Here is a 25,442-nt window from a genome sequence, read left to right as displayed (position 1 = left end):
GCCTTCACACGGCAGGGGCCACTGGTTCGATCCCAGTACCGCCCACCAAAAATGGTCATGAGAACGGGAACCTGCGGTTGCGACCGGGTTCCCTTTTTTTGTTCCGGCCAGGCAAGGCCGTGCCGGATTTCCGCCTGCGAAAACCAAAAAAAGGCCCCGGGGTTAGCCGGGGCAATATGCGCTTCCTTTGCAATGCCCCGGGGTGCGCCTCTCGCGTTGCGCGCCCCGGGGCCGATCTAGCGGATGCCTTCCACTCAGTTGTTGATGAGGCTGTCGAAGGCTTCAGCCTTGGTCAGGCCCGTGTTCTGGACCCAGGCGACGTAGGCGTTGTACTGGTCTTCCATCGCCTGCGTCGGGAATCGACCGCTCGCCGAGATATTGCCATTGCCGGCGGGCTCCAGCGCGGAAGTCGCTTCGATGCTCGGATTGATCGCATGCGTCACGTCCAGGTTGTTCTCCTCGACCCAGGCCACGTAGGCGTTGTACTGGTCTTCCATCGCCTGCGTGGGGAAGCGGCCGGAGGCCGACACATCGCCGTTCAGACAGGCATCCAGGCCCGTCTTGGCCGGATTGGTGACTTCCGTGGCCTGCAGGCTGCCGACTGCTGACAGCGCGGCAACGAAGGCGAGGGCTTTCAGAATGTTCTTGCTCATCATGATGGTTGCTCCTTCCGGGGGTCTCCCGGTAAATGTTTTCAGTACGGTGTATTAGACACGGCTAATGTTGCAGAAGTATGTCCGAGTTGTGTCGTATGCGTCTGATCAGGCGAATCCGGGTGGGCATGCCTTCGAATATCCGCCCGTTGCTGTCAAGCGGGGGGGGCGGGCCAGGTCCGACGGTTCACGTCCAGGACCCGGCCACCGGGTGGAGCCATTCGAGCGCTGCACGCAGGCACGGGCCGCCTGGCGCGCAGCAGAATCTCCTTCCTTCCGCGGCGGTGGCAGGTCAATATGCAGCGATGAAGCGGCGTACAGGACACGAGTTCTTCCGGAAGGGTCCCCGGTTTCGGAACGATGCGGAGGATCGACCATGGTGATCCGCGACCCGGTCCACGGTGATATCGAACTGGGACGACTGGAGGCGGCGGTGCTCGATCTTCCGGCGGTCCAGCGGCTGCGCGGGATCAAGCAACTGGGCACCGCGAATTACGTCTATCCGGGTGCGCTGCATACCCGCTTCGATCATTCTCTCGGGGCCTGCACGCTGGCGCACCGCATGATCGAAGGACTGCGCAGGGGCGGCACGCCGGTGTCGGCCGAACTGGAGGAATGGATTGGCGTCGGAGCGCTGCTGCACGACGTCACCCACGTGCCCTTCGGTCACACCCTCGAGGACGAGCGCCGTCTGTTCCCGCGTCACGACAAGGGAACGCGGCTGGTCCGCATGCTCGACGGTGAACTCGGCGAGGCACTGGAGCGGCTGGAGATCGCCAGCCCGGTCGCCGGACTGTTGGGGGTTGCAGCCAACGACCTGCCGGCCTGGGCGTCGGAGGTGATCGCCAGCACCCTGGATGCCGACCTGCTCGACTACCTGCGCCGGGACAGTTATTTCACCGGACTGGCGCAGGAGTACGACGACCGGATATTCCGGTATTTCTCGGTCGCGGACGACCATCTGGCGCTCCGCATGGTGAAGCACGGCATGGATCGGCCCGACGCCCGCTCGGAGGTCATCCAGCTGTTGCGCATGCGTTACTTCCTGACCGAGCGCGTGTATTACCACCACACCAAGGTCGTGGCCGGTGCGATGATCTCGAAGGCTGTCGAGATTGCGCTCGACGCCGGCGCCCTGGCCGAGCAGGACCTACTCTCCCTCAACGACTGGACCCTGCTCGATCGCCTGGAGCACGCCGCCCCCGCCGCTGCCGCGCGGCTGGCCGGGCGCCTGCGCCGGCGGGATCTGCTGAAGCGGGGCTACGTGGTCTCCGCGGGCAGCGTCGGGCCCGAGGACCGTGCAGCGCTCGTTCGGCGCTATCACGAGTCGCGCGCTGAGCGCGCCCGCGCGGAGGCCGATCTGGCCGCGGGTCTGGGGCTTCCGCCGGAGGAGGTCATCGTCTACTGTCCGGCCCTGAGCGTGATGAAGGAGGCGGGCGCCTGGGTGGAGACCGCGTCCGGACTGCGCCGTCTGAACGACCCGCAGAGCGTCGCCTTCGCCGAGATTCAGGCCATCGAGGCCCGCTATTCCGGCCTCTGGCGCTTCTACGTGTTCGTGCCGGCCGCGGCCGCCGATGTGGCGGGGCTGGCGGCGGAGATGTTTGGCCATCACAGCGAGCACCAGGCGCCCGCGCAGTATTGACGTGTTCACGAACGACCAAAGGGCAACCGGATCGCAATTCGGCTGGTCGGGTCATTCCGGTTTTTTTCTCCTTTCGGGGGGCAGTTGCTACCCTTCCATCCAGGATCACGTCATTGGAGTGGCTGATGTCGAATCGTTCGATCGGTCTGGACGACCCTCTTTACCGGTACCTGCTGCAGGTGTCGTTGCGGGAGCATCCGGTTCTCGCGGCGCTGCGCGACCACACGGCCCGTCTGCCCGAGGTCCGCTTCCAGATCGCACCGGAGCAGGGGCAGTTCATGGCCTGGCTGGCAGGTGCGATCGGGGCCCGGCGGTTCCTCGAGATCGGTACCTTCACGGGCTACAGTTCGCTGGTGATCGCCCTGGCGCTTCCCGCCGACGGTGAGGTGGTCACCTGTGACGTGAGCCGTGAATGGACCGATATCGCGCGGGACTATTGGGAACAGGCAGGGGTTGCCGGGCGCGTTCGCCTGGAACTGCGCCCCGCACTGGAAACGCTGACCCAACTGCGGGCCCAAGGCGCTGAAGGAAGCTTTGACCTGGCCTTCATCGATGCGGACAAGACCGCCTATTCCGCCTATTTCGAACACTGCCTGGCCTTGCTGCGCCCTGGCGGCATCGTCCTGATCGACAATACGCTGTGGTCCGGCCGGGTCGCGGATCCCTCGGAGCAGGACGCCGATACCGAGGCGATCCGCGACTTCAACCAAAGCTTGCATGGGGACGAACGGATCGACCTGTCGCTGGTGCCGATCGGCGACGGCCTGACCCTGGCCCGCAAGCGGTTCGCTGCGTAATCACGCCCATAGCGGGCGGCCCGCTGGCCGACCGTCGGCGCGTCTACCGTCCCACCACCCCGTCGGCGAGGGGGGCGATCCTGAAGATCAGGAACGGCGGTTGCGTCTCGTCCGTCCCCGCGTTGAGCGTGGCGCTGCGGTGCAGTTGATTCGCGACCCCGTAGAGCATGCCGTCGGGTCCGAAGCTGAATGCGTCGGGCCAGGCGAGGCGGGGGTCGCTGACGAGTTGCCGGTAGCCACCGTCGGGGTCCGTGACGCCCACGGCGCTGCCCGCCAGATCGCTGATGTAGACGTTGCCGTCCCTGTCCATGCTGCTGCCATCCGAGATCACCTTGTCTCCATGGCGTTCCACAACGCCGGCAAGCCGGTCTTCCCGGTCCAGGATGGGATCGCGCAGGTGTGCGGTCCGGATGCGATACAGGCTCGTGCCGTGCATCGGCCCGAAGTAGAGCCACTCGTTGTCGTGATCGAGAACGATGGGATTGACCCCCACGCGCGGTCGGACGGTCGACCCGTCCGGCTGGCGGACCTCGACGGCACGGTCGTCGATGACGAGGTCCATGTCCTCGGGAACGACGCTCTGGTGCCCCTCGAGGACCCGGCGCGATGTGCCGGTCTTGAGATCGACGACGATCAGGGCAGCGTTGTCGCCCCCGGCGGGGTCCGCGATGTAGATGGCGTCGTGATCCCGGTCCACGGCCAGATCGTTGACGAAGGAATTCTCCGCGGTCACCGGTCTGGGCAGCGTGATCAGCCGTTCCAAACGGTTCGACTGCGTGTCCCAGCCCACCAGCTTGGGGATCACCCCGTCGCGCATGCCGTTGTCCAGCATCCAGACCACCCCCCGTGCATCCGACTGGATGCCCAGAACGCTGTTCAGTGCGAGGCGGGACTGGAACCCGTCGGCCCACCACGCGTCCGGGAAGGGCACCAGTGCCCCGTCGGGCATGACCTCGGCCACGCGCATCTCCGTCCCGAAGAACTGGTGCAGGCTGATCAAGATCCGTCCATCGGGGGTCACGGTGATGTTACCCGGCCCCTTGTCGACCTCTGCGACAACCTCGATCCCGTTCCCGGTGGGCAACGCCTCATCATCCTCTGCAATGACCTGCGCCCCGTTTTCAGTGGGCACGCCATCGTCTTCGGCGACAAGCGCCCCGGTCTCGCTCGCAGCGGGCGATGTGCCCCCGTCCACGACCCCATCGATCCCGGTCTGGGCGTTCACCGGGCCCGCAAGCAAGAGCATCAACACCGGCACCAGCGCCGGCAATCCCGTAATTCCTGTCTTCAGCATGTCCCTGCCTCCATGATCTCGAACGCTCGGTGTAATGTCCGGGCGAAAAAGGGGCGTTTCAGACCTGATTCTAGTCGGTTCCCGAGATGTAGCCATTGGCATGGAGGGAAGTTTCTGCGCGTCGACTTCGAGAGGGCGAGGCAAGGGAGGTGCGCGTAGCGTCGCGGCGGAGCCTGTCGATGGCCAGAGCCACGCCGGATGCCCCGGACGGTCGCGCGCGCCACGCTCGGTATCACCAGGACAAGGAGCAGGCGTGCAAGAAGGGACTGGACCGATGTCCGCTGCATCCCGGGGACGGGGTCAGCAGCCAGCCGATGCCGGCTGGGGGTCAGCGGCAGGACTGGCTGCCGCGGCCTGCAGCAATGCATCGAAACCCTCGGCCGGTACCGGTCTCGAGAAGAGGTAGCCCTGGGCGTAGTCGCAACCCATCTCTTCGAGAATTCTCTTCTGTCCCTCGGTCTCCACGCCTTCCGCGATGACCTTGAACCCGAGTTTGTGGGACATCACGACGATGGCCTCGGACAGGGCGCGATCACTCGCATCCGTTTCCAGGTTGCTGACGAAGGTCCGGTCGATCTTCAGGTAGTCGATATCGAAGCGCTTCAGGTAGGCAAGGGACGAGTATCCGGTGCCGAAGTCATCAATGGCCACCTGGACTCCGGCATCGCGGAATCGGAGCAGCTTCTCATTGATGTTGACAGAGGCCTTGAGCAGTACGCCTTCCGTGATTTCGATCACCAGGGCCTGACCGGGCATGTCAATCTCCTGCAGGTGTGCAAGCCAATCATCCTCATTGGGCCCGCCCGCGAGGAACTGTACCGGGGAGCGGTTGACGCTGATCTGGAAGTTCGGGTTGTAGCGGGCGCGCCATTGCTGCGCCATGCGGGTGGCCTCCTTGAAGACCCGGTTTCCGATCTCGTGGATCGCGCCGGTCTCCTCGGCGACGGGGATGAACTTTGCGGGGCTGATGAAGCCCTCCTGCGGATGTTTCCAGCGCACCAGTGCCTCGGCCTTGTCGACCCGCCCCGTCGCCAGGTGGACGATCGGCTGGTAATGCACGCTGAACTGGTCCGCCTCCAGCGCCTGATGCAGGTCGCGCACCATGCGCATGCGCGCGTGAGCAGCCTCCTGCATGGCCGCAGTGAAATAGTGGAACCGGTTGCGACCGTCCTGCTTCGCCGCGAACATCGCCTGGTCCGCGTTCTTCAGCAGCACGTCCGTCCGGGTACCGTCGTCCGGATAGACCGTGATCCCGATGCTTGCCGACAGAAAGGCCTGGTCCCCGTCGAGTTGATAGGGTTTTGCCAGCGCCGAGAGGATTCCCTCGGCGATTCTTGCCAGGATGGTGGCGTCCTTCAGTTCGTTCACGATGACCGCGAATTCGTCACCGCCGAGGCGCGCGACCGTGTCGGACTCACGTACACAGTTGCGGATTCGCTGTGAGGCCTCGAGCAGCAGCTCGTCACCCATCTGGTGACCGAGCGTGTCGTTCACCTCCTTGAAACGGTCCAGATCAATGTACAGCAGTGCCAGATGGGTCCTGTCACGCACCGCGCGCTTGATTCCGTGTTCGAGACGGTCGAAGAACAGTCGGCGGTTGGGCAGTTCAGTGAGCAGGTCGTAATTGGCCTGGCTCCAGATGAGACTGTCGGCCTTTTTCTTCTCGGTGACGTCGGAAAACAGGGCGACCCTGCGATGCACGCGCCCGTCGGGATCGTGAATCGTGTTGATGGTCAGCCACTCCGGAAACTCCTCTCCGCTCTTCCGCTGATTCCAGATCTCGCCCTGCCATTGCCCGGTGCGCTCCAGTTGTTCCCACATGGACTCGAAAAACGAGTTGTCGTGATGCCCGGAATTGAGGATTCGTGGCTTCTGGCCGATCACGTCGGCCTCCTCGTACCCAGTAGTCTCAGTGAAGGCCGGATTGATGGCGACGATCCTGTCATCCGCGTCGGTGACCATCATGGCTTCGCTGGAGTTCTCATAGACCATCGCCGCGAGCCGCAATGCCTCCTCGCTCTTGCTGCGCTCGATGGCGATCCCGGCGAGATTCGCGGCCTGCGCGAGGGTCGAGAGTTCGCGGGTGCTCGGTCGGTGTGGCGTGCGTCGGTACACGGCAAAGGTACCCAGCAATTTACCTGAGGCGGCAAACACCGGTTCCGACCAGGCCGATCCGAGATTCGCTTCGACGGCAACTTTCCGGAACCGCTGCCAGAAGGGATGGCGCGCAATGTCTTCGATGATGACCCGCTTGCGGGTGAAGGCCGCCGTGCCGCAGGAGCCGACACCCGGGCCCACCTCCAGCCCATCAACCGTTTCGTTGTAGGTTTTTGGCAGGCTGGGAGCGGCTGCCGTGAAGAGACGCTTTCCGCTCCCGTCGAGGAGCAGAATGCTGCCCCGGATCCGGGGGTCTTCCTGTTCCAGTCCCAGGACGATGGCTTCGAGAATACGGTTGAGGGGGGCCGCCTTGGCCAGCAGCTCCAGGACCTGGTTGCGGACATGCTCACGCTGTTGGGCCAATTGCCGCTCGAAGCGCTGCACGATCATTTCCGTGAGGTTTCGGTTGATGCGATTCGCGACCGCGACCATGAACAGGGCGAATAGCAGCACCATCACCGACATCGTGGGTGCGAGGGGATGCGCTGGATCCGCGAAGCGGATCATCAACGGGACCGTCACCAGGATCGCAAAGCCGATCGCCGACCAGCGCAGCGCCGCGAGTGACGTCACCCCGGCGGCCGTGACTCCAGCGATCACGAAGGCCAGAAACCCCTGGTGAGGGAGGCTGTCCACTGCGAACAGGAAGTAGCTTGCACCTCCCCAGCTGAGCGCGGCGAGGAGCGCCCCGATCTGTGCCGCCCTGGCCCATGGTTCGATCTCCTGCGGGCGGGGATCCGCGCGATGAAAGCGTACTGTGAGCACGAGACGAAATACGATGATCAGGTAGACCAGCACGATCCAGGTCAGGATGACCGTGTGGCTGATGACCGGCCACAGAAAGACCGCGACCAGCGTACTGACGACCAGGGCGGAAAACTGCGAAAACGGTGATGCCTCGAAGATCATCCGCACCTGCTCGGCACGGACCTGCGTCATCACCCGGCCATCCGTCTCGCTCTTCATGCGGTCCCCAATCCCCTGCAACGCATCAAGCATAGAGTAAAACGAGGTGCTGGCAACGTCATCGCGCAGGCCAGGCTGAAGCGCACCCGTTCGCATCCTCGGATGCCCGGTTGACGCATGCAAGGCCCGGGCAGGACACTTCGGGGGTGGCGGTTCGGATGCAAGACCGTCCGATGCCCGCGGGCGCGTCAGTTCGGTCAGTGGATGCTGCGCTTGCTGATGGCCGTGCGGGCGACAACAAACGTTATCTGGAGAAGACGAGATGTCTGTTGGGGAGATCTGTAATAGAGATGTCGTGGTCATCGACCGCAAGGCCTCGGTGTACGAGGCCGCCCGCATGATGCGGAACCAGCACGTCGGTAGCCTCGTGGTGGTTGACGAGGACTCGAACACGCCGATGAAGCCCGTCGGTATCGTCACCGACCGGGATCTGGTGGTGGAAATCATGGCGAAGGAGGTGCCCGAGGAGGCATTGGCCACCGGCGACATCATCGCGCCCGAACTCCTCACCGCGCGCGAGGCCGACGGTGTCTGGGAGACCATCATGCGGATGCGCGCCATGGGCGTGCGGCGTCTGCCGGTCGTCAACCTGGGTGGCAACCTGTGCGGCATGCTCACCATGGACGACCTGCTGAAATTCATTGCCGACGAGATGAGCGACCTCGTCCGCTTGGTACGCCGGGAGCAGAAGCGCGAACAGGACACTCGTCCACCGGCCTGATGACGGCGGCAAGGTCGGCGGGGGTGGCGCCCATTCCGGGCGCAGGCGCCACGGTCCTCGCCGATGGCCGCGCTTACCAGCGCGGTGGAGCCGCGTCCATCCGGTCGAACATGCGCTGCCTGAAGGCATCTCGCGTGGTCGCGGTGTCGTGCCCGCCCGAACTGCTGTCGTCATGACCATGGCCGGGCCGGAACCGCTCATCCACCCAGGGGCCGTCGAACCGATCGCTGTGGCCGTCAGGATGTTCCCAGGCGTCTCTGGATACGGAATAGCCGGGCGCGCGTTGAATCGTGATGTCTGTGCCGCTCCGATCCCGGGTGACGACCTTGTGCCCGTCGCGGTACCGCGTGACCCGCGTTTCCGCAACAGGGGATACGCTGTCGTGCAGGACAATTGCGGTTGAACCGGCCTGCGCCTGTGGCTGCACGGCGGCAACAGCGCAACCGGACGTAGCCTGGGTCAGGACGGCGATCAACCCGACCAGAACGAGGGCGCCAGTCCCCGGCGTCGCGCGGCTCGCCCGCGGTTCGCCCGTCCGATTCCGATTCCCGGTTACCATTTCCGACCCGCCGCGGCGTGCGCCGGCCGGCCCCGGCCCTGGTCGGCCCGCTGGGACAGATGCCCATGAGCCTGACCCTGTCCCTTCCGGCCGTCGGTCTTTCCGCACCCTTGCGCTGTCTGGTTGATGTTGATCTTGCCCTCTTGGTAGGTCGTATTGGTATTGGTTTCTCCGCACTGCGCAGTACGGTTTATATTGACCTTCCCGACCTGCACCGTGCTGTTGTCGTTTTCCTGTGCGAGCGTCTGGCCGCCCAGGCCCGCCAGCGTGATCAGTGCGATGGACAGGACCGAACTTCGTATTGTTTTGTACATGTCGTCTGCTCCCGTGGCATGCATTCCTGCTTCATGACTTACGGAATATATTGTGGTTCCGGCATCGCTCCCCTCCCTGGTCCGGAGAGGAGCGATAGTGGAATCAGCGATCCAGGGATCGGAAGGATCCGTATTGATACTGACGCACCTTGTTGTCGTTGATGCGTCCTTTCTGGATCGTCTCCGCCCGATTGTAATGGCCCGCCTGTACCGTGCGACTGAAGTTCATGTCGCAGTTCTGGCGAACGCTGGAATGGTTGTCTCTTTCGTTCTGGATCTGAACATTGAAACAGGGGCCGTGGGTGCGTTCACCGTTGGCGCCTGCGTATGCGAAAGGCGCAGTGACCAGCAAGGTAGCGGTCATGGCCAGGATCGAAGCTCTCATGTCAAATCACCTCGGGTTGAAGGTTCGGTGGGGCGACGCCCGCGGAAGGGCGTCGCCGTGCGGATCAATCCCGACCGCGTCCCCGGGTCAGGCTGGTACGGTTCGAGAACCCCTGTTGCCGGGTCTCGTTGTAGTTGTAGCGACCGAACTGTCCTGTCTGGTTCCAGTTGTGGTCGCCACGCTGGCGGGTGCGATTGGCATTGTCCCTGCCTTCCTGGTAGGTGGCGTTGTCGTTGAGGGTGCCACGCTGGAAGGTGTCGTTGGTGTTGATCTGCCCTTCCTGGATCGTGGTGTTGAAGTTGTCCTGGGCGGCGGCCGGTCCACCCAGGATCGCGAGTACGGCAGCGGCGGCGAAGGCAGTGGGGAGTGTCTTGCGGGTCATGTTGTTCATTGATGTATCCTCGTTGATGTTTGATCGTTGGAACCTGTCTGGGATCGGATTGCATCCGCAACGAATCATGTGATGTTCATGCGAACCTCAAGAGTGACCGGCCCGGGTTCTGCCGTCTCACCGATCTCCTTTACTGACGATCGGGTTATCTCGTTTCCCGTCGTCGAGATCAGGTTAGTTCACTCCGTCTGAATGGGTTCTGAACGGGAACGGGAAAAATCAGTACCCGTGTTTTTCGATGAATTCCGTTCATCTTTCATTTATCTTGTTTGAATTCCCGAGCGTCTTTTTCAAGGGCGGACCTGCAGGGCGGAAGGAACCGCGGCGTGATGCACGCGGAGGCGCTTGTGATCCGGTGTGGATCGGCGAGGGGCCGCTTTCAGGTCACATTTCGGAGATAGATACGGATGACGATCCAGTCGTAGAGGGCGTGGGCGAGCACCACGACCAGAAGATTGCCGGTCAGGTGGTAGATCACGCCCAGATAGACACCGATCAGCGTCGCGAACAGGAAGTAAAATCCGCTGAGGAAATGCGCCAGGCCGAAGACCAGGGCGGTCAGGAGGATGGCCCACTCGATGGGAAGATGGCCGGCCAGCCAGCCCTGCAGGACGCCGCGCATCAACAATTCTTCGCCCAGCCCGGCGAGAAGCGCCACCAGCGCCACGGCACCGGCCGGCGCGCCTTGGAAGACACGTCTCAGGAACTCCCTGACCTGTTCCGCCAAAATCCGGTACGCACGCAGGCCGCTGACCGCCAGCAGGCCGAGCAGGCCGAGCATGGGCAGGGTCGCGGCAACCCCCGCGAGCACCGCCCCCGCAGTCCATTGGAACTGTGCGAGGAGCGGGACATCGAGCCATGCGGCCAGCAGGAAGGCGAGTGGAATCAGCGCCCCCTGGAAGGCGATCGCCACCCGAAGTGGATGCCGGGCCGTTGCCTCACGCAGGGTCATCGGTGGTCCCTTTGGGTCAGGAAGATCCGGCTATTGTGGGCCAGGAAGGAATGCGTTGTCCGGGTGCCGGTTCCTCTCGGAGCACGTGATGGATATGCTGGGCACTGGAGTTCAGGGGCGAGGATGATGTGCGCATGGGATTGATCGGCCGGTTTTCCGTCGTGGGTTTGCTGGTGGGAACACTGTTCTTCGCACTTTCTCTCACGCCGAGCCTTGTACCGCGTCCCCCGCTGGTCCAGGGACTGATTGCCGGGGTGTCTTTCAGCGCCGGGTACGCGGTCGGCTTCTTCGGTCGCTGGTTGTGGGACTACCTGGAGTTTCCCGTCCCGGGGCCCCGGGCTGAATGGATCATCAAGCTGCTGGCTGCCGTGGGCTGCGCCGTGGTGGCGGTCGCGTTCCTGTGGCAGGCCACCGAATGGCAGAACTCGGTGCGTGCCCTGATGGGGATGGAGGAGGTCGGCGGGGTGCAGCCGGTGACCGTGGCCGTGATGACACTGGTCATCTTTGGTCTGGTGCTGTTCGTCGCACGGCTGTTCAAGCGGACGTTCCTGTTCCTGTCGAAGCGATTCCAGCCCTACGTGGCGCCGCACGTGTCCCACGTGGTGGGGGTTCTGATCGCAGCCGCATTGTTCTGGTCGGTTATCGACGGGGTCATATTCACGCTTGCCCTGCGCGCGGCGGACAACTCCTATCAGCATCTCGACGCCCTGATCCAGGATGACCTGCCACGCCCATCGGATCCCATGCAGGTCGGCAGTGCGGCCTCGTTCATCGACTGGCAGGATCTGGGCCGACAGGGTCGCAACTTCATTTCCTCGGGGCCGACGGCGGCCGAATTGAGCGCCTTCCACGGCGAACCCGCGCGAACGCCGATCCGGGTGTATGTGGGGCTGAACGCGGCCGAATCCCCCGAGGAACGCGCGCGCCTGGCCCTGGAAGAACTCAAGAGAGTGGGCGCCTTCGAGCGTTCCGTGCTGTTGCTGGTGACACCTACGGGAACGGGATGGGTGGACCCGGCCGCCCTCGACACGGTGGAATATCTGCAGCGTGGCGACATCGCCTCGGTGGCGGCTCAGTACTCCTACCTGCCCAGTCCGCTGTCGCTGATCGTGGAGGGGGACTACGGAGCGGAAACTGCGCGGGCCTTGTTCGGCAAGGTCTACGGCTACTGGTCCTCGCTGCCGCGCGACAGCCGTCCGCATTTTTACCTGCACGGACTGAGTCTCGGTGCACTCAATTCCGACCGATCCTTCGATGTCTACGACATCATCAACGATCCCTTCAAGGGCGCGTTGTGGAGCGGTCCGCCGTTTCGCAGCGAAACCTGGCGCAGCGTGACCCGCGAGCGCGACCCCGATTCGCCGGCGTGGCTGCCACGCTTCCGCGACGGGGCCGTGGTCCGCTTCATGAACCAGGAGCAGGGTTTCGAGGCTGCCGGCCCCGAGTGGGGGCCATTCCGGATCGGGTACCTGCAGCATGCCAGCGACCCGATCACGTTCTTCGATCCACGGTCCGTTTACACTCAGCCGGCCTGGATGCGGGAGCCCCGCGGGCCGGACGTCTCCCCGGACCTGCGCTGGTACCCGATCGTGACCATGCTGCAACTCGCGGCGGACATGGCTGCCGGCGCCGCGCCACCCGGATTCGGGCACACCTTCGCGGCCAGGGAGTACATCGATGCCTGGTACGGGCTCATGGAGCCGGAAGGCTGGACCGACGCCGATCTCGAGCGTCTGCGCGCCCGGTTCGCTCCCTGAGCGATCAGGACCCGTCGATGTCCCGCGCAAGCCGGAAGCCGAGCATCTGCCAGCGTTGCTGGGGGTAGAAGAAACTGCGGTAGCTGGCGCGGATGTGATCGGTCGAGGTCAGGCAGGAGCCTCCGCGCACACTGAGTTGATTGCACATGAACTTGCCGTTGTATTCGCCAAGCGAACCCTCCAGTGGCCGGAACCCGGGGTACGGCGTATAGGGCGAGCCGGTCCATTCCCACACGTCCCCGAACAGTTGCGCCGGACCCGGACCTGGGCGCCCCGGGGTTGCGGGATGCAGCCAACCCGATTCGAGCAGGTTACCGGCCACGGGCACCGCTGCGGCGGCCGCCTCCCACTCGGCTTCCTGCGGAAGCCTGGCTCCGGCCCAGCGCGCAAACGCATCGGCTTCGAAGAAAGACACGTGGCACACGGGCGCGTCGGGCTGCAACGCCCTCCAGCCGCCCAGCGTGAACTCGTGCGTCGCATCCCCGGACCAGTACAGGGGGCGGTCCCAGCCGTCGGTCTGCACTTGTGCCCAGCCGTCGGCCAGCCACAGAGCCGGGTCGCGGTAACCACCGTCCGCGATGAATGCCTGGAATTCGGCGTTCGTCACCAGGCGATTGGCCAGTGCATGGGGCGGCAGCCGGACGCTGTGCCGGGGCGTCTCGTTGTCGAAGAAGAAGCCGTTGCCGTCCGCTCCGATCGCCCACTCGCCGGGATCCCGCTCCAGGAACTCGAGCGGCGGTGCGGTTGCGACGGGAGGCGCAGGCAGGGTTTCGTCGTAGGCCGGGCCGAGAGGGTTGGTCCACAGCACGTGCTTGATGTCGGTCAGCAGCAGTTCCTGGTGCTGCTGCTCGTGGTTGAGCCCGAGGGTGACCAGAAAGCCCAGCTCCGGATCGATTTCCGCCCGGGGGAGGAGGCGCTCCATGGCCTTGTCAACATGCGCGCGAAAGCCGAGTATTTCCTCGACGGTGGGGCGGGACAGGAGGCCGCGTTCGGGCCGGGCGTGCATCTGGCCCACGGTGTAGTAGTAGGAATTGAACAGGTAGTGCCAGGCCTCGTCGAACTCGCGATAGCCGGGCAGATGCGGCTGCAGCAAGAAGTGTTCGAAGAACCAGGTCACATGCGCGAGGTGCCATTTCGTCGGGCTCACATCCGGCATGGTCTGAACGACTTGGTCCTCGGGGGTGAGCTTGGCAGCCAGCTGCTCCGAGCGGGCTCGCACCCGCTGATAGGTGCTGAACAGACTGTCCGTGGAAGTGCCGGTTGCTGCCTGCAGAACGCTTGCCATGGAGGTTCCCCCTGAACGCCGGTATCGAGCCAACGTCTCCCTGCGAGCCGGCCCTGAAGGCTAGGGAAGCCGCCAGCGCATGTCAAAAGGGTGTCGAGGCAAGGGGTGCAAATCGAGGAGACGATGGCTGGAACCCGGGGGGCACGGGCGGGGTGACCCCGACCCGCGTGGCGGGGCCTGGCCCCGCAAGAGCGGGGCATCTATTCTCTCCGGGATCCAACCCCTGGAGGTCACGATGCGAACAACACTCCTGCCGATCATCCTCTGGTTGTCCGGCGCCACCGTGCAGGCGGCGGACCTGACCGGGGAAAGCCTGCTGGCCGAGGCCGGCGCCACCGTTGCGGACATCGACACCACCGCGTTGAAGAAACTCATCGCTGACGATCCGCGCCACGTCGTGATCGACGTACGCACGCAGACGGAGATCGCATTGACCGGCGGCCAGATCCGCTCGCACCGGACGCTCAACATTCCGCGCGGCTGGCTGGAATTTCAGATCGACGGACAGGTGCTGGACAGGGACGCGCCGATCGTCGTCTATTGCGGCCAGAATCTGCGGAGCCCCCCGGCCGCGCAAACGCTGCAGCGGATGGGGTACACCAACGTGTACAACTACGCGGACGGCTTCTTCGAATGGAAGAACGCCGGGCTGCCGCTGTATGTCGCCGACAAGGCGCCAGAGTCGTTCCTTTACAGCATGCCGGAGGAAGTGACCGATGGCGTGTGGTCGGCGATCGGCGCCACACAGCCGCACACCTACGAGAATTCCGGGCACAACAACAATCTGTCCTTCATCATTACCGACAGCGGCGTGGTGGTGGTGAATGCGGGCGACAACTACCTGCTTGCGAAGTCGCTGCACGATGAGATCCGGCGGGTCACGGACCAGCCGGTGAAATACGTGGTGCTGGAGAATGGTCAGGGCCATGCCATGCTCGGCATGACCTACTGGCAGGATCAGGGGGTCCCGGTCATCGCTCATGTCGATGCCGCGCGCGAGATCGAGAAGAACGGCCCGGCCCTGCTCGCCCGGCTGCAGCAGCGCAGCCGCGACAAGGCGTTCCGTACCCGTCTCGGCCAGCCCGACAGGACCTTCACCGACCGGCTGGACCTGCAGCTCGGTGGCGAGACCATCGAGCTGCTGAATCTGGGACCGGCGCACAGCCCGGGCGACATCGTGGTCTGGTTGCCGTCGAGAAAGGTCGTCATCTCGGGCGACGTGGCCTTCCATGAACGCATGTTGCCGGTGTTCGAGGATACGGATACCGCAGCCTGGATCGAGACCTGGGACCGCTTCGTCGATCTCGGTGCGGAGATCATCGTTCCCGGCCACGGGGGGCCGGTGCACGGTTACGAAGAAGTGACCCGGTACACGCGGGATTACCTCGTCTACATGCGCGAAGAAGTCGAAAAGATCCTGGAGGCCGGCGGCGGCCTGAATGACGCCTATGGGATCGACCAGTCCGCCTACGCCCACCTGGACACCTTCCACGAGCTGGCGCGCAGGAACGCGGCCCTGATTTTCCAGGAGATGGAGTACGAGGCGCTGGGCTTCTAGTGGGTTTTGGCGAGGGCGTTCGGCAAGGGGCCGTCGTGCTGGTCCAGCCGGGAATGCGGAGAAAGTCGAGCCAAACCCTGCTATAGATTGGGTGTGGTCGAAGCATTCGAGGGGCCGGGCCTAGGGATGGATCATCGTCTCCGACGCCGGGTGTCGGGGAGGTGGAGATCCAGCGTCCATCGAGGAGGGCAGGGCGCGTCAGGCGGCCCTGGCCGGATCATTCACGAAAGGAGGGATACATGAAACTCGACATCTACAGATCCACCGCCACTGACAACCGTCACTTCGTCGTGGCCGCGGACGCGGACCTTTCCAAGGTGCCGGAGCCTCTCGAGGAACTTCCCGTCACCTCGATCGATATCGAGGAGGGGCAGACCAAGGTCTACGTATCCGGTACGCAGGCGATCGCCGATATCAAGGACCACGGCTATCACGTGATCGACGTACCCGCGGATTTCACGTAGAGAAACGCGGAGCCACGGTTCAGATCACGGGTGCCTGCCGGCGCACGGTGTTGCGCGTTTCGGGCGCCCGCATGGACCACTAGTCGCAGGGAACCAGCACCCGCCGGGTGCTGAAGTTCGCGCGTGCCGGGCCGATCGGCACCGACACCATCTCGTAGGGCTGGGTGAATGCCTGGGTGGTCATGCATTCCGGCCCCGGCGCCTGGAGCACCACGTCAACGAGCAATTCGCCGTCACTGTGCATGACCGAGTCGACGTGAATCGAGTAGCCGCCGGTGGGGCGTTCGCCCATGAACACGGCGATGGCGCTTTCCCGGGTAAAGTCCAGGCTGGGCGGGGCGCCTGCGTCGAATCGGCTCCACAGGTGCCGGAATTGGGACTGCCCCGTAATCACTTCGAACTGCTGTTCTGTCTGCAGGCTGTGCTGACCCTTGGCCAGCCGGTCGATCGGCAGTTCCTCGGCGGGGCCCGGTCCCATGCAGGCGACGGAGAGCGAGGCGAGCGCAAGAATCGGGAGGGTTCGCATGATGGGTTCCTCGACGGATGTCTGCAAACCACCGTCCGTGCAAAGGAGCGCGCAGGGTGGCCGCCGCTGTCCGGGCACTCGAGGCCCGGCGGCTTCGATGCCGATCTCCTGCCGAGTATACCGTCGCGACATTGACACGTCCGGGCTCACCTTCTGGAGGCCCGGCCGCAGGGCGGCCGTGTTGCCGTGGGTGATACCGTGGGCCGGCCCGTAAGCGCACGTCGCGAAGGGTGTAAGAGGCCGCAGGCCATCATTCGCCACGCCGCGGCCGGGAGGCCGGGGTCTGGCCCGCCAGCGGGCATCGGTGGAAATAGGCAGCCAGGGTGATATCGGGGCTCAAACAGGGAAATCCTTGGTCTAGTCTCATGGGTGAATGCGGCCTGCAATGACGGTACCGGTAGAAACGAGGTCTGCTCACCGTGCCGGCCGCGGACCATTCGAAGCAGCATGAGATCTGCCAGGAGGTGTGTCGCGATGCCCGAACCGAGCAATCTTCTTCAAGTCAATCCGGATATCATCCAGCGCCTGGTCGATCTGGCCCGGCAGATCGACAGCCAGGAATTCACGGGGATCCCCGAGGATCCGGAAGTGCAGGCGGGCAGCGCAGAAGTGGTGGCGCTGACCGAGCAGGAATTCGACAGTACGGCCGACGAATTCCGGTCGATCATCAATGACCTGGATCCTGAGCAGCAGCAGCAGGTGGTGGCCCTGTTCCGGCTGGGGCGGGGCGACTACGCCTTCGAGGAATGGGAAGACGCCCTGGCTGAGGCCCGGGAGGACTGGAACGTGAATACCGCAGACTATCTGCTCGGCCACCCCATGCTCTCGGATTCTCTGACCAGCGGCATGATCCTGCATGGCTACAGCGTCGAGTAGCGCCGCTGTAGTGAGAAGCCGGGATCGCGCATCCGGAGCCGGGCTTGGGCAGTCGAGCCTGCTGCACGGCAATGGCGCCCGGGCGCTTGCCGGGCGGGTACGCGGGTCGCGTTTCACGCCTGGCCTGGTGCACTCAGACGCTCCCGGGTGCCGGCGACGTGTTCTAATCCAACGATAACGGAATCGGGAAGCCCCTCGAAGGAGACAGGAACGATATGCGTAAACGAATCATCCCGGCGAAACCCGAAGTCGGCTCGATACCGGAAGGCGACTGGCTGGATCTGGAAAACCTGGCCGAGGTCGAAATCACCTCCGAGGATCCGAAACATCCGATCGAGGATGCGCTGCTGCCCGGACGTACCTCCGGTTGGCGCGCAGCCCAGCCCGGAGAGCAGACCATCCGATTGGTCTTCCAGCAACCCCAGCGAATCAACAGAATCTGGTTGCACTTCGAGGAAGGACAGGCGGAGCGCACCCAGCAGTTCGTGCTCCGCTGGTCTCCCGACAATGGCCAGACCTTCCGCGAAGTCGTTCGCCAGCAATGGAACTTCAGCCCCGAAGGATCGCACGAGCAGACCGAAGACATCGAGCTGTCCCTCTCCGGCGTCACCACGCTCGAACTCATCATCATCCCCGACATCAGCGGCGGACCCGCCCCAGCCTCCCTCACCCAACTCCGCCTCGGGGTCGGACCAAGCTAAATGATTGAAAATAAGAAATTACAGGGCAAAAAACAGCCCCTTTTTCGGCCTTAAAGGGGCATTTTTGGCCCCAAAAACGGGGCTCCAAGGCAGTACGCGCAGCCTGGGGCCCCACCGCCTTCCGCTCGCCTGCCTCTGACCCGTCAGGACGGTCGCTGACCGGACCCGGCAGGCCTGCCCGGACTGTGAACGTCCGACGGCTTTGCCTATGATGCCGGCCGCCAAGACACTTCCCCGAGAGATACCCAGCCAGCCATGCCGACACCCACCCGCAGCCTCGAACAGATCATTGCCGCAGAGATCGATTGCCGTGTTGAGCAGGTCAGAGCGGCCGTCGCCCTGCTGGACGAGGGGGCGACCGTGCCCTTCGTCGCGCGGTATCGCAAGGAAGTTACCGGGGGGCTGGACGATACCCAGTTGCGCAACCTGGAGGAGCGCCTGGGGTATCTGCGTGAACTGGACGAGCGGCGCACCGCGATCCTGAAGAGCATCGCCGAGCAGGACAAGCTGACGCCGGCGCTCGAGGTGCAGATCCGCGAGGCGGACAGCAAGACGCGGCTGGAGGACCTCTATCTCCCCTACAAGCCGAAGCGGCGAACCAAGGCTCAGATCGCCCGCGAGGCCGGACTGGAACCGCTCGCGGATGCGCTGCTGGAAGATCCGACCCTGAATCCCGAAGCTACCGCCGCCGCCTATGTGAACGCCGAACACAAGATCGAGTCCGCGAAAGCCGCGCTCGACGGTGCCAAGCAGATTCTGATGGAACGCTTCGCCGAGAATGCCGATCTGCTCACCCGTATGCGAACCTGGCTCTGGCAGCACGCGCTGGTCCAGTCGCAGGTGGCCGAAGGCAAGGCCGACGAGGGTAGCAAGTTCCGCGATTATTTCGACCATAGCGGGAAGCTCGCTGACATCCCCTCGCACCGGGTGCTGGCGCTATTCCGCGGTCGCAAGGAGGGTGTGCTGCGCGTGTCCATGACCCTGCCCGAGGAACTCGAAAAAGCCGAACCGCATCCCTGCGAGGCGATGGTGGCGCACAGCATCGGCTGGAGCCACCAGCGTCGGGCCGCGGACGACTGGCTGCGCGAGACCGTGCGCTGGACCTGGCGCGTGAAGCTCGCCGTGCACCTGGAGACCGAGCTCCTCGGCCGGGTTCGGGAGATGGCCGAGGTCGATGCCATCACCGTGTTCGCGCGCAACATGCAGTCTCTGCTGATGGCGCCGCCGGCAGGCATGCGCTCTACCCTCGGGCTGGATCCGGGCCTGCGCACCGGCGTGAAGGCCGTCGTGGTCGACCCCACCGGCAAGCTGCTAGATCACGTCACCGTGTTTCCCCACGCGCCGCAGAAGCGCTGGGACGAGTCTCTCACCGCGCTGGGCGGACTCTGCGAGAAGCACGGTGTGGAGCTGATCGCTATCGGCAATGGCACGGCCGGCCGCGAGACCGACAAGCTTGCCGGTGAACTGCTCCGCAAGCTGCCCGGCCTGAAGATGCACAAGATCATGGTCAACGAATCCGGCGCGTCCATCTATTCTGCATCGGAGCTGGCCGCGAGGGAATTCCCGGATCTCGACGTGTCGTACCGCGGCGCGGTGTCGATCGCACGCCGGCTGCAGGACCCGCTCGCCGAGCTGGTGAAGATCGATCCGGAGTCCATCGGCGTCGGCCAGTACCAGCACGACGTAAGCCAGGTGAAGCTGGCGCGCAGTCTGGACGCCGTGGTCGAGGACTGCGTGAACGCTGTCGGCGTCGACGTGAACACCGCGTCGGCTCCATTGCTGGCCCGGATCGCCGGCCTGAACGCCACCCTGGCCGGGAATATCGTCGAGTTCCGTGAACAGAACGGCTGCTTCCCCAGCCGCAAGGCGCTGAAGAAGGTGCCGCGCCTGGGCGAGAAGACGTTCGAGCAGGCTGCGGGCTTCCTGCGCGTCACGCGCGGCGAGGATCCGCTGGACGGCTCAGCGGTGCACCCCGAGGCTTATATCGTGGTGGAGCGCATCGCCGCGAAGCACGGCCGCCGGGTGGAAGACCTGATCGGCGACATGGGCTTCCTGCGCACACTGAACCCGGCCGATTACACCTGCGAGCGCTTCGGCGTGCCCACGGTGCGCGACATCATCGGCGAGCTGGAAAAGCCCGGCCGTGACCCGCGTCCGGAGTTCCGGGCGGTGGAGTTCCGCGAAGGCGTCGAGCAACTCAAGGACCTGAAGCCGGGGATGATTCTCGAGGGAGCGGTGACCAACGTCACCAACTTCGGCGCCTTCGTCGACGTTGGCGTTCACCAGGACGGCCTCGTGCACATCTCGGCGCTCGCGGACCGCTTCGTGAAGGACCCGCACGAGGTCGTGGCCCCGGGCGACATCGTCAAGGTCAAGGTGCTCGAGGTCGACCTGGCGCGCAAACGGATTGCGCTGACCATGCGGCTTCAGGACCCGTCGGATGCCCGTGCGAAAGCGCCCGAGCCGCGTGGACCGAGCGCCGGTCGGCAGCCGGACCGAAGCCCCCGCAAGGCGAAACCGGAGGCCGCGCCGGCGACGTCCGGTGGCATGGCGGCCGTATTTGCCGAGGCGCAACAGAAGGCGAAGCAAAGGCGCGGCCGATAGGTTTGCGGGGAATTGCAGGGATGGCAACGTTGATCGCAATGGAGGTCTCGGCTTGGACCGGCCTGCAGTCGTCGCGGCTTATCGGGGGCATTTGGGGCAGGAAAATGGGCTTTTAAGGCCCTACAGACCCGCTGAAAACGGGGTAATGGTGAGGAAACTCAGTGTGTTAGCTTGGTCCGACCCCGTTGAGGGGGTTGCATTCCGCCGGCGGGGGGCCATCCTGGAATACCCGTTGAAAGCGGCGAGAAACGGAACCTGGGTCGTGGTTGTGAAATAGTCACGGGCATGCGCTGGAATTTCGACCACAGTTATGCCCGTCTCCCCGATCCTTTCTTTTCGCGGGTGGACCCCGTCCCGGTGAGTGCGCCAAGGCTGGTGCTGCTGAACCGGGCGCTCGCCGAAGAACTGGGGCTGGACGCGGACGAACTCGCGGGACCGGAAGCCGCGCTGGTGCTCGCGGGCAACCAGCGCGCGGCCGCGAGCGATCCCATTGCCCAGGCGTATGCGGGGCACCAGTTCGGACATTTCACCCTGCTCGGGGACGGGCGGGCCCACCTGCTGGGAGAGCACCTGACTCCCGACGGCAGGCGTGTGGACATCCAGTTCAAGGGCTCGGGACCGACGCCATACTCGCGACGCGGTGACGGGCGTGCGGCACTCGGACCAATGCTGCGCGAATATCTGATCAGCGAGGCCATGCAGGGACTCGGCATACCCACCACGCGGAGCCTTGCGGTCGTTGCGACGGGAGAGCGGGTCTTTCGGGAGGATGCAATTCCCGGCGCGATTCTGACCCGGGTCGCCGACAGCCATATCCGGGTGGGTACCTTCGAATACGCAGCCGCGCTGGACAGGGGCCTCGACGCCCCGGGGCATCCCGGTTCGCGTTTGGTCAATGGGGACAAGGCAGGCGGGGTGAAGGACGGCAATCTGCACACCCGAGCGCTCGCCGACTACACCCTGCAGCGTCACTACCCGGAACTCGCCGAGAGCCCGACCCGCTACGCGGATCTGCTAGACGCGGTGATGGACCGTCAGGCGGCACTGATTGCACAGTGGATGCGGGTGGGCTTCGTGCACGGTGTGATGAACACGGACAACATGACGCTGTCGGGGGAGACCATCGATTACGGTCCCTGCGCGTTCATGGATCAGTACGATCCGGCCACGGTCTTCAGTTCCATCGATCGCCAGGGACGCTATGCGTTTGCCAACCAGGCCAGGATCGCGCAGTGGAACCTCGCCCGATTCGCGGAGACCCTGCTGCCGCTGATGGATCCGGACCCGGAGGCGGCGTTGCCCAGGGCGGAGGAGGCGATTCATCGATTCCCGACGCTGTTTGCCGGCTACTGGCTCACCGCGATGCGCGCAAAGCTGGGGTTGGCCAACGCTGAGCCCGAGGATTCGGCGCTGATCGAATCCCTGCTGGAATGGATGCACCAGGTCGGTGCCGACTATACCAACACCTTCCGGGACCTCGCGAGCCGCGCTGCCGTGGAAGCCCCCGAGACGGTCAACCCGGTTTTCAGCGACCCGGCGTTCACGTCGTGGCATCTGCGCTGGAACGAGCGACTCAAACGGCAGCCCGATGGACTCGACCAGGCCCTGCTCCGGATGCGCGCTGCCAGCCCTGCCGTGATCCCCCGCAACCATCGCGTGGAGGAGGCCATTGCGGCCGCTGTCGGCTTCGGCGATCTGGCGCCCGCGCACCGCCTTCTGGAAATGCTTGCCGATCCCTACGACACGCGTCTCGACGATTCCGATTACCGGCAGCCGCCACCGCCGGATCAGCGCGTCTATCAGACCTTCTGTGGAACCTGAATAAATCGTGGTAAACGACTAAATTTAAAGGTTTTCGACGGTTCGCAGAGGGGCTATTCGCCGCGTTTGTCCTTGGCTGCGAAGAAGGGGTTGAATTGCTGCGAGACCGCCTGCTGCATGCTTTCCATCATCGCTTTCTGCATGCCCTTCATCATTGCCTCCTGAAAGTTCGCGGCGAATTCAGCCTGCTTCTCAGAAGGGACGAAGAGTTCCTTGAACTCGTCGGGAGTGCATTCGATGTCGATGCGGATGTTCATGCGGGTGCAATCCTCTGTTTCGTCGCCCGGAGGGTGCCTCGGGAATTCAGACGGCCCTGTCGCCAGTATGCCTCCCCACGGAGGGAACCATCAAACGGACGTCCGGAGTGAAACCAGGGCTTCGCGGTTGTGGAAGTACGGATGGGTGTATTCGACGTTGCGCGGTGATGTGATTGTTTTCTTCGAGCCGAGGGTTGCGACCCTGGACTCAGAGATATTTCAGGCGCGCCTGGATGGTGTCCGGAGTCGAACGAACGTCCTTCAGTTCGCTGCCGTCTTCGTTCGCGCTGGCGATGACGCAGGTGCCGGACACAGGGACCACGCTGTCGATCTGCAAGCGGGCGGTCGTTCCCCGAAGAAAGCACTCTTCGTCGAAAAACAATCGGTCACCGTTGGGCCCGATTTCATCCGATTCGATCGTTTCATATCCGACCAGGCGCACGATGTCGTCGCGCCCGCTGACTTCGACCTCTTCAATCGATCGCGTTTCCGGGTTGATCAATAAGGCTCGCATGTCCCCCTCCTGTTACGCTGGGTAGAACCGATGGACCACGGGGTTGGCAAACGGTTCGCTGTGGTCATCCCGTTTCGAAAGCGATCCCGTCGCGGCTGCCGGAGGCTGAATTCTCGGGGAGAGGGCTGCAAGCCGGGCGATGAGCCGGCATCATGGAACGCGCGTCCTGCGTTCGGGTGTCCGCGCAGGATCAGAGAGCCATTCCCATCATCCGGGGAGATCGCGAAGAATGCAGTCGGCTGGCAGGGTCATCCGGGAATGGACGCTGCCCATCGTGGTCGCCTTGGTTGCCCTCATCCTTCAGGTGACGAATGGGTCCGAGTGGCTGCGGCTGGAACGGGGCACGGCGCTGGTGGAGCCGTGGCGCCTGTTCGGGGCGCACTTCGTCCATCTCGGCTGGATCCATCTATGGATGAACCTCGCCGGTCTGGCCATTCTCTGGATGCTCCTTGGGGATACGATCAGGCCCGCTTTGTGGGCGTCAGGAGTCCTATTCATCGCTTTGGGTGTGAGCCTCGGGCTCCTCTGCTGTTCGCCCGCAGTAACCTGGTACGTGGGGTTCTCCGGGGTGCTGCATGGCTTGTTCGCAGCCGGCGCTGTAGCGAGCATCAGGCGCCTGCCAGCGCTCGGGTCGATCCTTTTGATCGTACTGGCGGTGAAAGTGGTCCTGGAACAAGTTGGTGGCGAAGAGGCCCTTACCCAGGGCCTCATCGGCGGCGCGGTCATTGTCGATGCCCACCTCTACGGCGCGGTGGCTGGTGTGTGCTATGGCGGGTTGCTGCTGGTCCTATCCTCCAGATTCCCGGGAGATCGGCGCCCCTAGTGGGCCATCATCTGGTTTCTGAAGTGTCCATGAGGGAAACAACGCGGTGCCAATCTCCGGCGGGGGTGACGGCAGAGCTACGCTCGCAAGGCAGCGGGGATAGGGAGCGGTGGATGCTGCCCATACGCGGGGATCCAACCGTAGCGTACTGGATCGTTGGCTGTGCCAGAGCAATGGGGGCGGTTGCTTTCCCGACCAAGGCATGGACCTGAGACGTGCACGGGCGGAAGCGGTTGGACCGTTGGATGACGGAGCCCGCGGAATCAGAAGTTGAGGCCCATCTCCAGACCGATCACGGATTCGGATGAAGCGGGGCTGCTCTGGAACTCCAGCCGGTTGCTCAGCCAGTCGCGCGAGGCACCGATGCCGTAGTCGTCGTAGAAAAGGCTGATCGCCATGTTGGTCTGGTTGCTGAAGCGCAGCTGGCTATCGAGGCTCAGGTATCCGGCAGAGCGGGGCGTATCACCGCGATGCCCGTAGAGCGGAGTGTCGGTTGGGTCATCGCCGAGCAGCGGGTAGCGTACGCCAATCCGAACCTGGCTGCGGAGGTTGCCGGTTTCGTAGGTTGGACCTGTGCTCATCCCGGTGACGACAAAGTTGTTATGGGCTCCGGAGAGGCCGTGGCGTTCCAGCACTCCCGCAGTACTGTCCGCGGAACGAAGATCCAGCCCTACGCCCACGCCGTAGCCGAAACCACTGCTACCAAAGCGCTGAATGAACCGGCCGGAGGTCTCCAGCGCATAGTTGTCCAAACCAGAACTCGTCACGGAAGGCAGGCGGGTGGAACGGATTTCCAAGTCCACTGCACGGCCAGGCTGGATGTCGTTCCGGAAACCCGGACGCAGGCTTTCCGTGTCGGTAAAGCGGTCCAGCGTAGGCAGCGTATCCAGTCCCGCGCTGGAGGACAGGCCGTAGAGCAGGCGTGTGTCGCTGTGCAACGGCAGTGCGAGCAGAGCGAGCAGCAGGAAACCGAGAACCATGCGGCCCGGGATTCCGGTTGCAACACGCCATGCGTTCATCACCGATCACCATCAGCAGGAGCACTGTGCCCAAATTTCGAGAATAGAGTGATATATATATCATATAATTCGTTAAGGCCAGTTAAAAGTCCAATAAGATCTATACCGTGGGTTTCCGGCTGCTCGCACCTCCGCCACTGATCCGGGCCGCATCAGGGCTTCGCGTTGGAGACGTTTCTGTCGGCGGGCGCCCATTCGACCGGCTACCTCATGGGGTGTCGCGACCGTTCCGCTGGGCTCCCTTGGCGTGAAAAAGCAGCCACGGAAGAACACGGACAGCCCAGTTCGGTAGGTCGGGTTAGCGCAGCGTAACCCGACGTGCCGGGGTGCCGGGGGCGACGCTGCTTTGTAGCCATGGGTGGGTGCGAGACCCGTCGGGTTACGCCCTTTGGGCTAACCCGACCTA

The 25,442-nt window shown here is 64.0% G+C and carries 24 protein-coding genes; 11 read left to right on the top strand and 13 right to left on the bottom strand.

Features of this window, described 5'->3' with window-relative positions:
* Positions 1-254: 254 nt before the first annotated feature.
* Positions 255-656: a hypothetical protein gene (locus EA346_RS10020; RefSeq protein WP_296758167.1), complete on the bottom strand. Its 402-nt coding sequence runs from the start codon at positions 654-656 to the stop codon at positions 255-257.
* A gap of 373 nt (positions 657-1,029) precedes the next feature.
* On the opposite strand from EA346_RS10020, the gene EA346_RS10015 reads away from it, so the two are divergent.
* Both EA346_RS10015 and EA346_RS10010 read left to right on the top strand, forming a co-directional pair.
* Positions 1,030-2,295 carry an HD domain-containing protein gene (locus EA346_RS10015; protein ID WP_296758166.1) on the top strand — a complete coding sequence of 422 codons (1,266 nt, stop codon included), beginning with the start codon at positions 1,030-1,032 and terminating at the stop codon, positions 2,293-2,295.
* Positions 2,296-2,420: 125 nt separating this feature from the next.
* Positions 2,421-3,092, top strand: a complete 672-nt coding sequence (locus EA346_RS10010; protein WP_296758163.1) for a class I SAM-dependent methyltransferase — start codon at positions 2,421-2,423, stop codon at positions 3,090-3,092.
* A gap of 43 nt (positions 3,093-3,135) precedes the next feature.
* Here the strand turns inward: EA346_RS10010 and EA346_RS10005 are convergent, their stop codons facing one another.
* Together EA346_RS10005 and EA346_RS10000 are read right to left on the bottom strand one after the other, a co-directional pair.
* On the bottom strand, positions 3,136-4,386 hold the full coding sequence (locus tag EA346_RS10005; protein ID WP_296758161.1) for an L-dopachrome tautomerase-related protein: 1,251 nt from the start codon (positions 4,384-4,386) through the stop codon (positions 3,136-3,138).
* A 300-nt stretch (positions 4,387-4,686) separates the two neighbouring features.
* Complete coding sequence (locus EA346_RS10000) at positions 4,687-7,509, bottom strand: EAL domain-containing protein (RefSeq protein ID WP_296758159.1); 2,823 nt, start codon at positions 7,507-7,509, stop codon at positions 4,687-4,689.
* 262 nt (positions 7,510-7,771) lie between these two features.
* On the opposite strand from EA346_RS10000, the gene EA346_RS09995 reads away from it, so the two are divergent.
* Entirely contained in the window at positions 7,772-8,230 is a 459-nt protein-coding gene (locus EA346_RS09995) for a CBS domain-containing protein (RefSeq protein ID WP_296758158.1), read from the top strand.
* A 73-nt stretch (positions 8,231-8,303) separates the two neighbouring features.
* On the opposite strand, the gene EA346_RS09990 is transcribed toward EA346_RS09995, so the two are convergent.
* From EA346_RS09990 to EA346_RS09970, 5 genes are all read right to left on the bottom strand, one after another.
* Positions 8,304-8,789 (bottom strand): hypothetical protein, encoded by a 486-nt coding sequence (locus EA346_RS09990; RefSeq protein WP_296758155.1) that lies wholly within the window; start codon positions 8,787-8,789, stop codon positions 8,304-8,306.
* The gene (locus EA346_RS09985) at positions 8,783-9,103 is read right to left on the bottom strand and encodes a hypothetical protein (RefSeq protein WP_296758154.1); all 321 of its coding nucleotides are present in this window, start codon (positions 9,101-9,103) and stop codon (positions 8,783-8,785) included. Before EA346_RS09985 ends, EA346_RS09990 begins: the two co-directional genes overlap by 7 nt.
* Positions 9,104-9,206: 103 nt before the next feature.
* On the bottom strand, positions 9,207-9,488 hold the full coding sequence (locus EA346_RS09980) for a hypothetical protein (RefSeq protein WP_296758153.1): 282 nt from the start codon (positions 9,486-9,488) through the stop codon (positions 9,207-9,209).
* Between the two features lie 64 nt (positions 9,489-9,552).
* Positions 9,553-9,879 carry a hypothetical protein gene (locus EA346_RS09975; protein WP_296758152.1) on the bottom strand — a complete coding sequence of 109 codons (327 nt, stop codon included), beginning with the start codon at positions 9,877-9,879 and terminating at the stop codon, positions 9,553-9,555.
* A 379-nt stretch (positions 9,880-10,258) separates the two neighbouring features.
* Entirely contained in the window at positions 10,259-10,831 is a 573-nt protein-coding gene (locus EA346_RS09970) for a CPBP family intramembrane glutamic endopeptidase (protein WP_296758151.1), read from the bottom strand.
* A 134-nt stretch (positions 10,832-10,965) separates the two neighbouring features.
* On the opposite strand from EA346_RS09970, the gene EA346_RS09965 reads away from it, so the two are divergent.
* A complete protein-coding gene (locus EA346_RS09965) occupies positions 10,966-12,588 on the top strand; it encodes an alpha/beta-hydrolase family protein (protein ID WP_296758150.1) in 1,623 nt (540 codons plus the stop codon).
* A gap of 4 nt (positions 12,589-12,592) precedes the next feature.
* On the opposite strand, the gene egtB is transcribed toward EA346_RS09965, so the two are convergent.
* Positions 12,593-13,873: an ergothioneine biosynthesis protein EgtB gene (gene egtB, locus EA346_RS09960; protein WP_296758148.1), complete on the bottom strand. Its 1,281-nt coding sequence runs from the start codon at positions 13,871-13,873 to the stop codon at positions 12,593-12,595.
* A gap of 235 nt (positions 13,874-14,108) precedes the next feature.
* Between egtB and EA346_RS09955 the strand changes: the two genes are divergently transcribed.
* Both EA346_RS09955 and EA346_RS09950 read left to right on the top strand, forming a co-directional pair.
* Entirely contained in the window at positions 14,109-15,431 is a 1,323-nt protein-coding gene (locus EA346_RS09955; protein WP_296758146.1) for a rhodanese-like domain-containing protein, read from the top strand.
* Positions 15,432-15,670: 239 nt separating this feature from the next.
* Positions 15,671-15,895 carry a hypothetical protein gene (locus EA346_RS09950; protein ID WP_296758143.1) on the top strand — a complete coding sequence of 75 codons (225 nt, stop codon included), beginning with the start codon at positions 15,671-15,673 and terminating at the stop codon, positions 15,893-15,895.
* Positions 15,896-15,974: 79 nt separating this feature from the next.
* On the opposite strand, the gene EA346_RS09945 is transcribed toward EA346_RS09950, so the two are convergent.
* Positions 15,975-16,421, bottom strand: a complete 447-nt coding sequence (locus EA346_RS09945; RefSeq protein ID WP_296758142.1) for a protease complex subunit PrcB family protein — start codon at positions 16,419-16,421, stop codon at positions 15,975-15,977.
* A 474-nt stretch (positions 16,422-16,895) separates the two neighbouring features.
* On the opposite strand from EA346_RS09945, the gene EA346_RS09940 reads away from it, so the two are divergent.
* The 4 genes from EA346_RS09940 (at position 16,896) to EA346_RS09925 (ending at position 22,423) form a co-directional block, all read left to right on the top strand.
* Complete coding sequence (locus EA346_RS09940; protein ID WP_296758140.1) at positions 16,896-17,297, top strand: DUF3775 domain-containing protein; 402 nt, start codon at positions 16,896-16,898, stop codon at positions 17,295-17,297.
* 215 nt (positions 17,298-17,512) lie between these two features.
* Entirely contained in the window at positions 17,513-17,998 is a 486-nt protein-coding gene (locus EA346_RS09935) for a discoidin domain-containing protein (RefSeq protein WP_296758137.1), read from the top strand.
* Between the two features lie 255 nt (positions 17,999-18,253).
* Entirely contained in the window at positions 18,254-20,602 is a 2,349-nt protein-coding gene (locus tag EA346_RS09930; RefSeq protein WP_296758134.1) for a Tex family protein, read from the top strand.
* Positions 20,603-20,887: 285 nt separating this feature from the next.
* Positions 20,888-22,423, top strand: a complete 1,536-nt coding sequence (locus EA346_RS09925; protein ID WP_296758132.1) for a protein adenylyltransferase SelO — start codon at positions 20,888-20,890, stop codon at positions 22,421-22,423.
* Between the two features lie 53 nt (positions 22,424-22,476).
* On the opposite strand, the gene EA346_RS09920 is transcribed toward EA346_RS09925, so the two are convergent.
* Both EA346_RS09920 and EA346_RS09915 read right to left on the bottom strand, forming a co-directional pair.
* On the bottom strand, positions 22,477-22,680 hold the full coding sequence (locus EA346_RS09920; protein ID WP_296758128.1) for a hypothetical protein: 204 nt from the start codon (positions 22,678-22,680) through the stop codon (positions 22,477-22,479).
* A gap of 208 nt (positions 22,681-22,888) precedes the next feature.
* Positions 22,889-23,194, bottom strand: a complete 306-nt coding sequence (locus EA346_RS09915; protein ID WP_296758125.1) for a hypothetical protein — start codon at positions 23,192-23,194, stop codon at positions 22,889-22,891.
* Between the two features lie 229 nt (positions 23,195-23,423).
* On the opposite strand from EA346_RS09915, the gene rrtA reads away from it, so the two are divergent.
* Entirely contained in the window at positions 23,424-24,017 is a 594-nt protein-coding gene (gene rrtA, locus EA346_RS09910) for a rhombosortase (protein WP_296758122.1), read from the top strand.
* Positions 24,018-24,280: 263 nt separating this feature from the next.
* Here the strand turns inward: rrtA and EA346_RS09905 are convergent, their stop codons facing one another.
* Entirely contained in the window at positions 24,281-25,036 is a 756-nt protein-coding gene (locus tag EA346_RS09905; RefSeq protein WP_296758121.1) for a hypothetical protein, read from the bottom strand.
* Positions 25,037-25,442 lie beyond the last annotated feature (406 nt).

The organism is Thioalkalivibrio sp., from assembly GCF_007692535.1.
Classification (GTDB): domain Bacteria; phylum Pseudomonadota; class Gammaproteobacteria; order Ectothiorhodospirales; family Ectothiorhodospiraceae; genus Thioalkalivibrio.
This window is presented reverse-complemented; position numbering and strand designations above follow the sequence as displayed.

Bases quoted from the DNA above. Each gene is read 5' to 3' on its own strand.
- EA346_RS09905 (WP_296758121.1), bottom strand. From the start codon at position 25,036: ATGAACGCATGGCGTGTTGCAACCGGAATCCCGGGCCGCATGGTTCTC.
- EA346_RS09980 (WP_296758153.1), bottom strand. From the start codon at position 9,488: ATGAGAGCTTCGATCCTGGCCATGACCGCTACCTTGCTGGTCACTGCG.
- egtB (WP_296758148.1), bottom strand. From the start codon at position 13,873: ATGGCAAGCGTTCTGCAGGCAGCAACCGGCACTTCCACGGACAGTCTG.
- EA346_RS10015 (WP_296758166.1), top strand. From the start codon at position 1,030: ATGGTGATCCGCGACCCGGTCCACGGTGATATCGAACTGGGACGACTG.
- EA346_RS09915 (WP_296758125.1), bottom strand. From the start codon at position 23,194: ATGCGAGCCTTATTGATCAACCCGGAAACGCGATCGATTGAAGAGGTC.
- EA346_RS09930 (WP_296758134.1), top strand. From the start codon at position 18,254: ATGCCGACACCCACCCGCAGCCTCGAACAGATCATTGCCGCAGAGATC.
- EA346_RS09955 (WP_296758146.1), top strand. From the start codon at position 14,109: ATGCGAACAACACTCCTGCCGATCATCCTCTGGTTGTCCGGCGCCACC.
- EA346_RS09970 (WP_296758151.1), bottom strand. From the start codon at position 10,831: ATGACCCTGCGTGAGGCAACGGCCCGGCATCCACTTCGGGTGGCGATC.
- EA346_RS10010 (WP_296758163.1), top strand. From the start codon at position 2,421: ATGTCGAATCGTTCGATCGGTCTGGACGACCCTCTTTACCGGTACCTG.
- EA346_RS09925 (WP_296758132.1), top strand. From the start codon at position 20,888: ATGCGCTGGAATTTCGACCACAGTTATGCCCGTCTCCCCGATCCTTTC.
- EA346_RS09950 (WP_296758143.1), top strand. From the start codon at position 15,671: ATGAAACTCGACATCTACAGATCCACCGCCACTGACAACCGTCACTTC.
- EA346_RS09945 (WP_296758142.1), bottom strand. From the start codon at position 16,421: ATGCGAACCCTCCCGATTCTTGCGCTCGCCTCGCTCTCCGTCGCCTGC.
- EA346_RS10020 (WP_296758167.1), bottom strand. From the start codon at position 656: ATGATGAGCAAGAACATTCTGAAAGCCCTCGCCTTCGTTGCCGCGCTG.
- EA346_RS09985 (WP_296758154.1), bottom strand. From the start codon at position 9,103: ATGTACAAAACAATACGAAGTTCGGTCCTGTCCATCGCACTGATCACG.
- EA346_RS09935 (WP_296758137.1), top strand. From the start codon at position 17,513: ATGCGTAAACGAATCATCCCGGCGAAACCCGAAGTCGGCTCGATACCG.
- EA346_RS09920 (WP_296758128.1), bottom strand. From the start codon at position 22,680: ATGAACATCCGCATCGACATCGAATGCACTCCCGACGAGTTCAAGGAA.
- EA346_RS09990 (WP_296758155.1), bottom strand. From the start codon at position 8,789: ATGGTAACCGGGAATCGGAATCGGACGGGCGAACCGCGGGCGAGCCGC.
- EA346_RS10000 (WP_296758159.1), bottom strand. From the start codon at position 7,509: ATGAAGAGCGAGACGGATGGCCGGGTGATGACGCAGGTCCGTGCCGAG.
- rrtA (WP_296758122.1), top strand. From the start codon at position 23,424: ATGCAGTCGGCTGGCAGGGTCATCCGGGAATGGACGCTGCCCATCGTG.
- EA346_RS10005 (WP_296758161.1), bottom strand. From the start codon at position 4,386: ATGCTGAAGACAGGAATTACGGGATTGCCGGCGCTGGTGCCGGTGTTG.
- EA346_RS09940 (WP_296758140.1), top strand. From the start codon at position 16,896: ATGCCCGAACCGAGCAATCTTCTTCAAGTCAATCCGGATATCATCCAG.
- EA346_RS09975 (WP_296758152.1), bottom strand. From the start codon at position 9,879: ATGAACAACATGACCCGCAAGACACTCCCCACTGCCTTCGCCGCCGCT.
- EA346_RS09965 (WP_296758150.1), top strand. From the start codon at position 10,966: ATGGGATTGATCGGCCGGTTTTCCGTCGTGGGTTTGCTGGTGGGAACA.
- EA346_RS09995 (WP_296758158.1), top strand. From the start codon at position 7,772: ATGTCTGTTGGGGAGATCTGTAATAGAGATGTCGTGGTCATCGACCGC.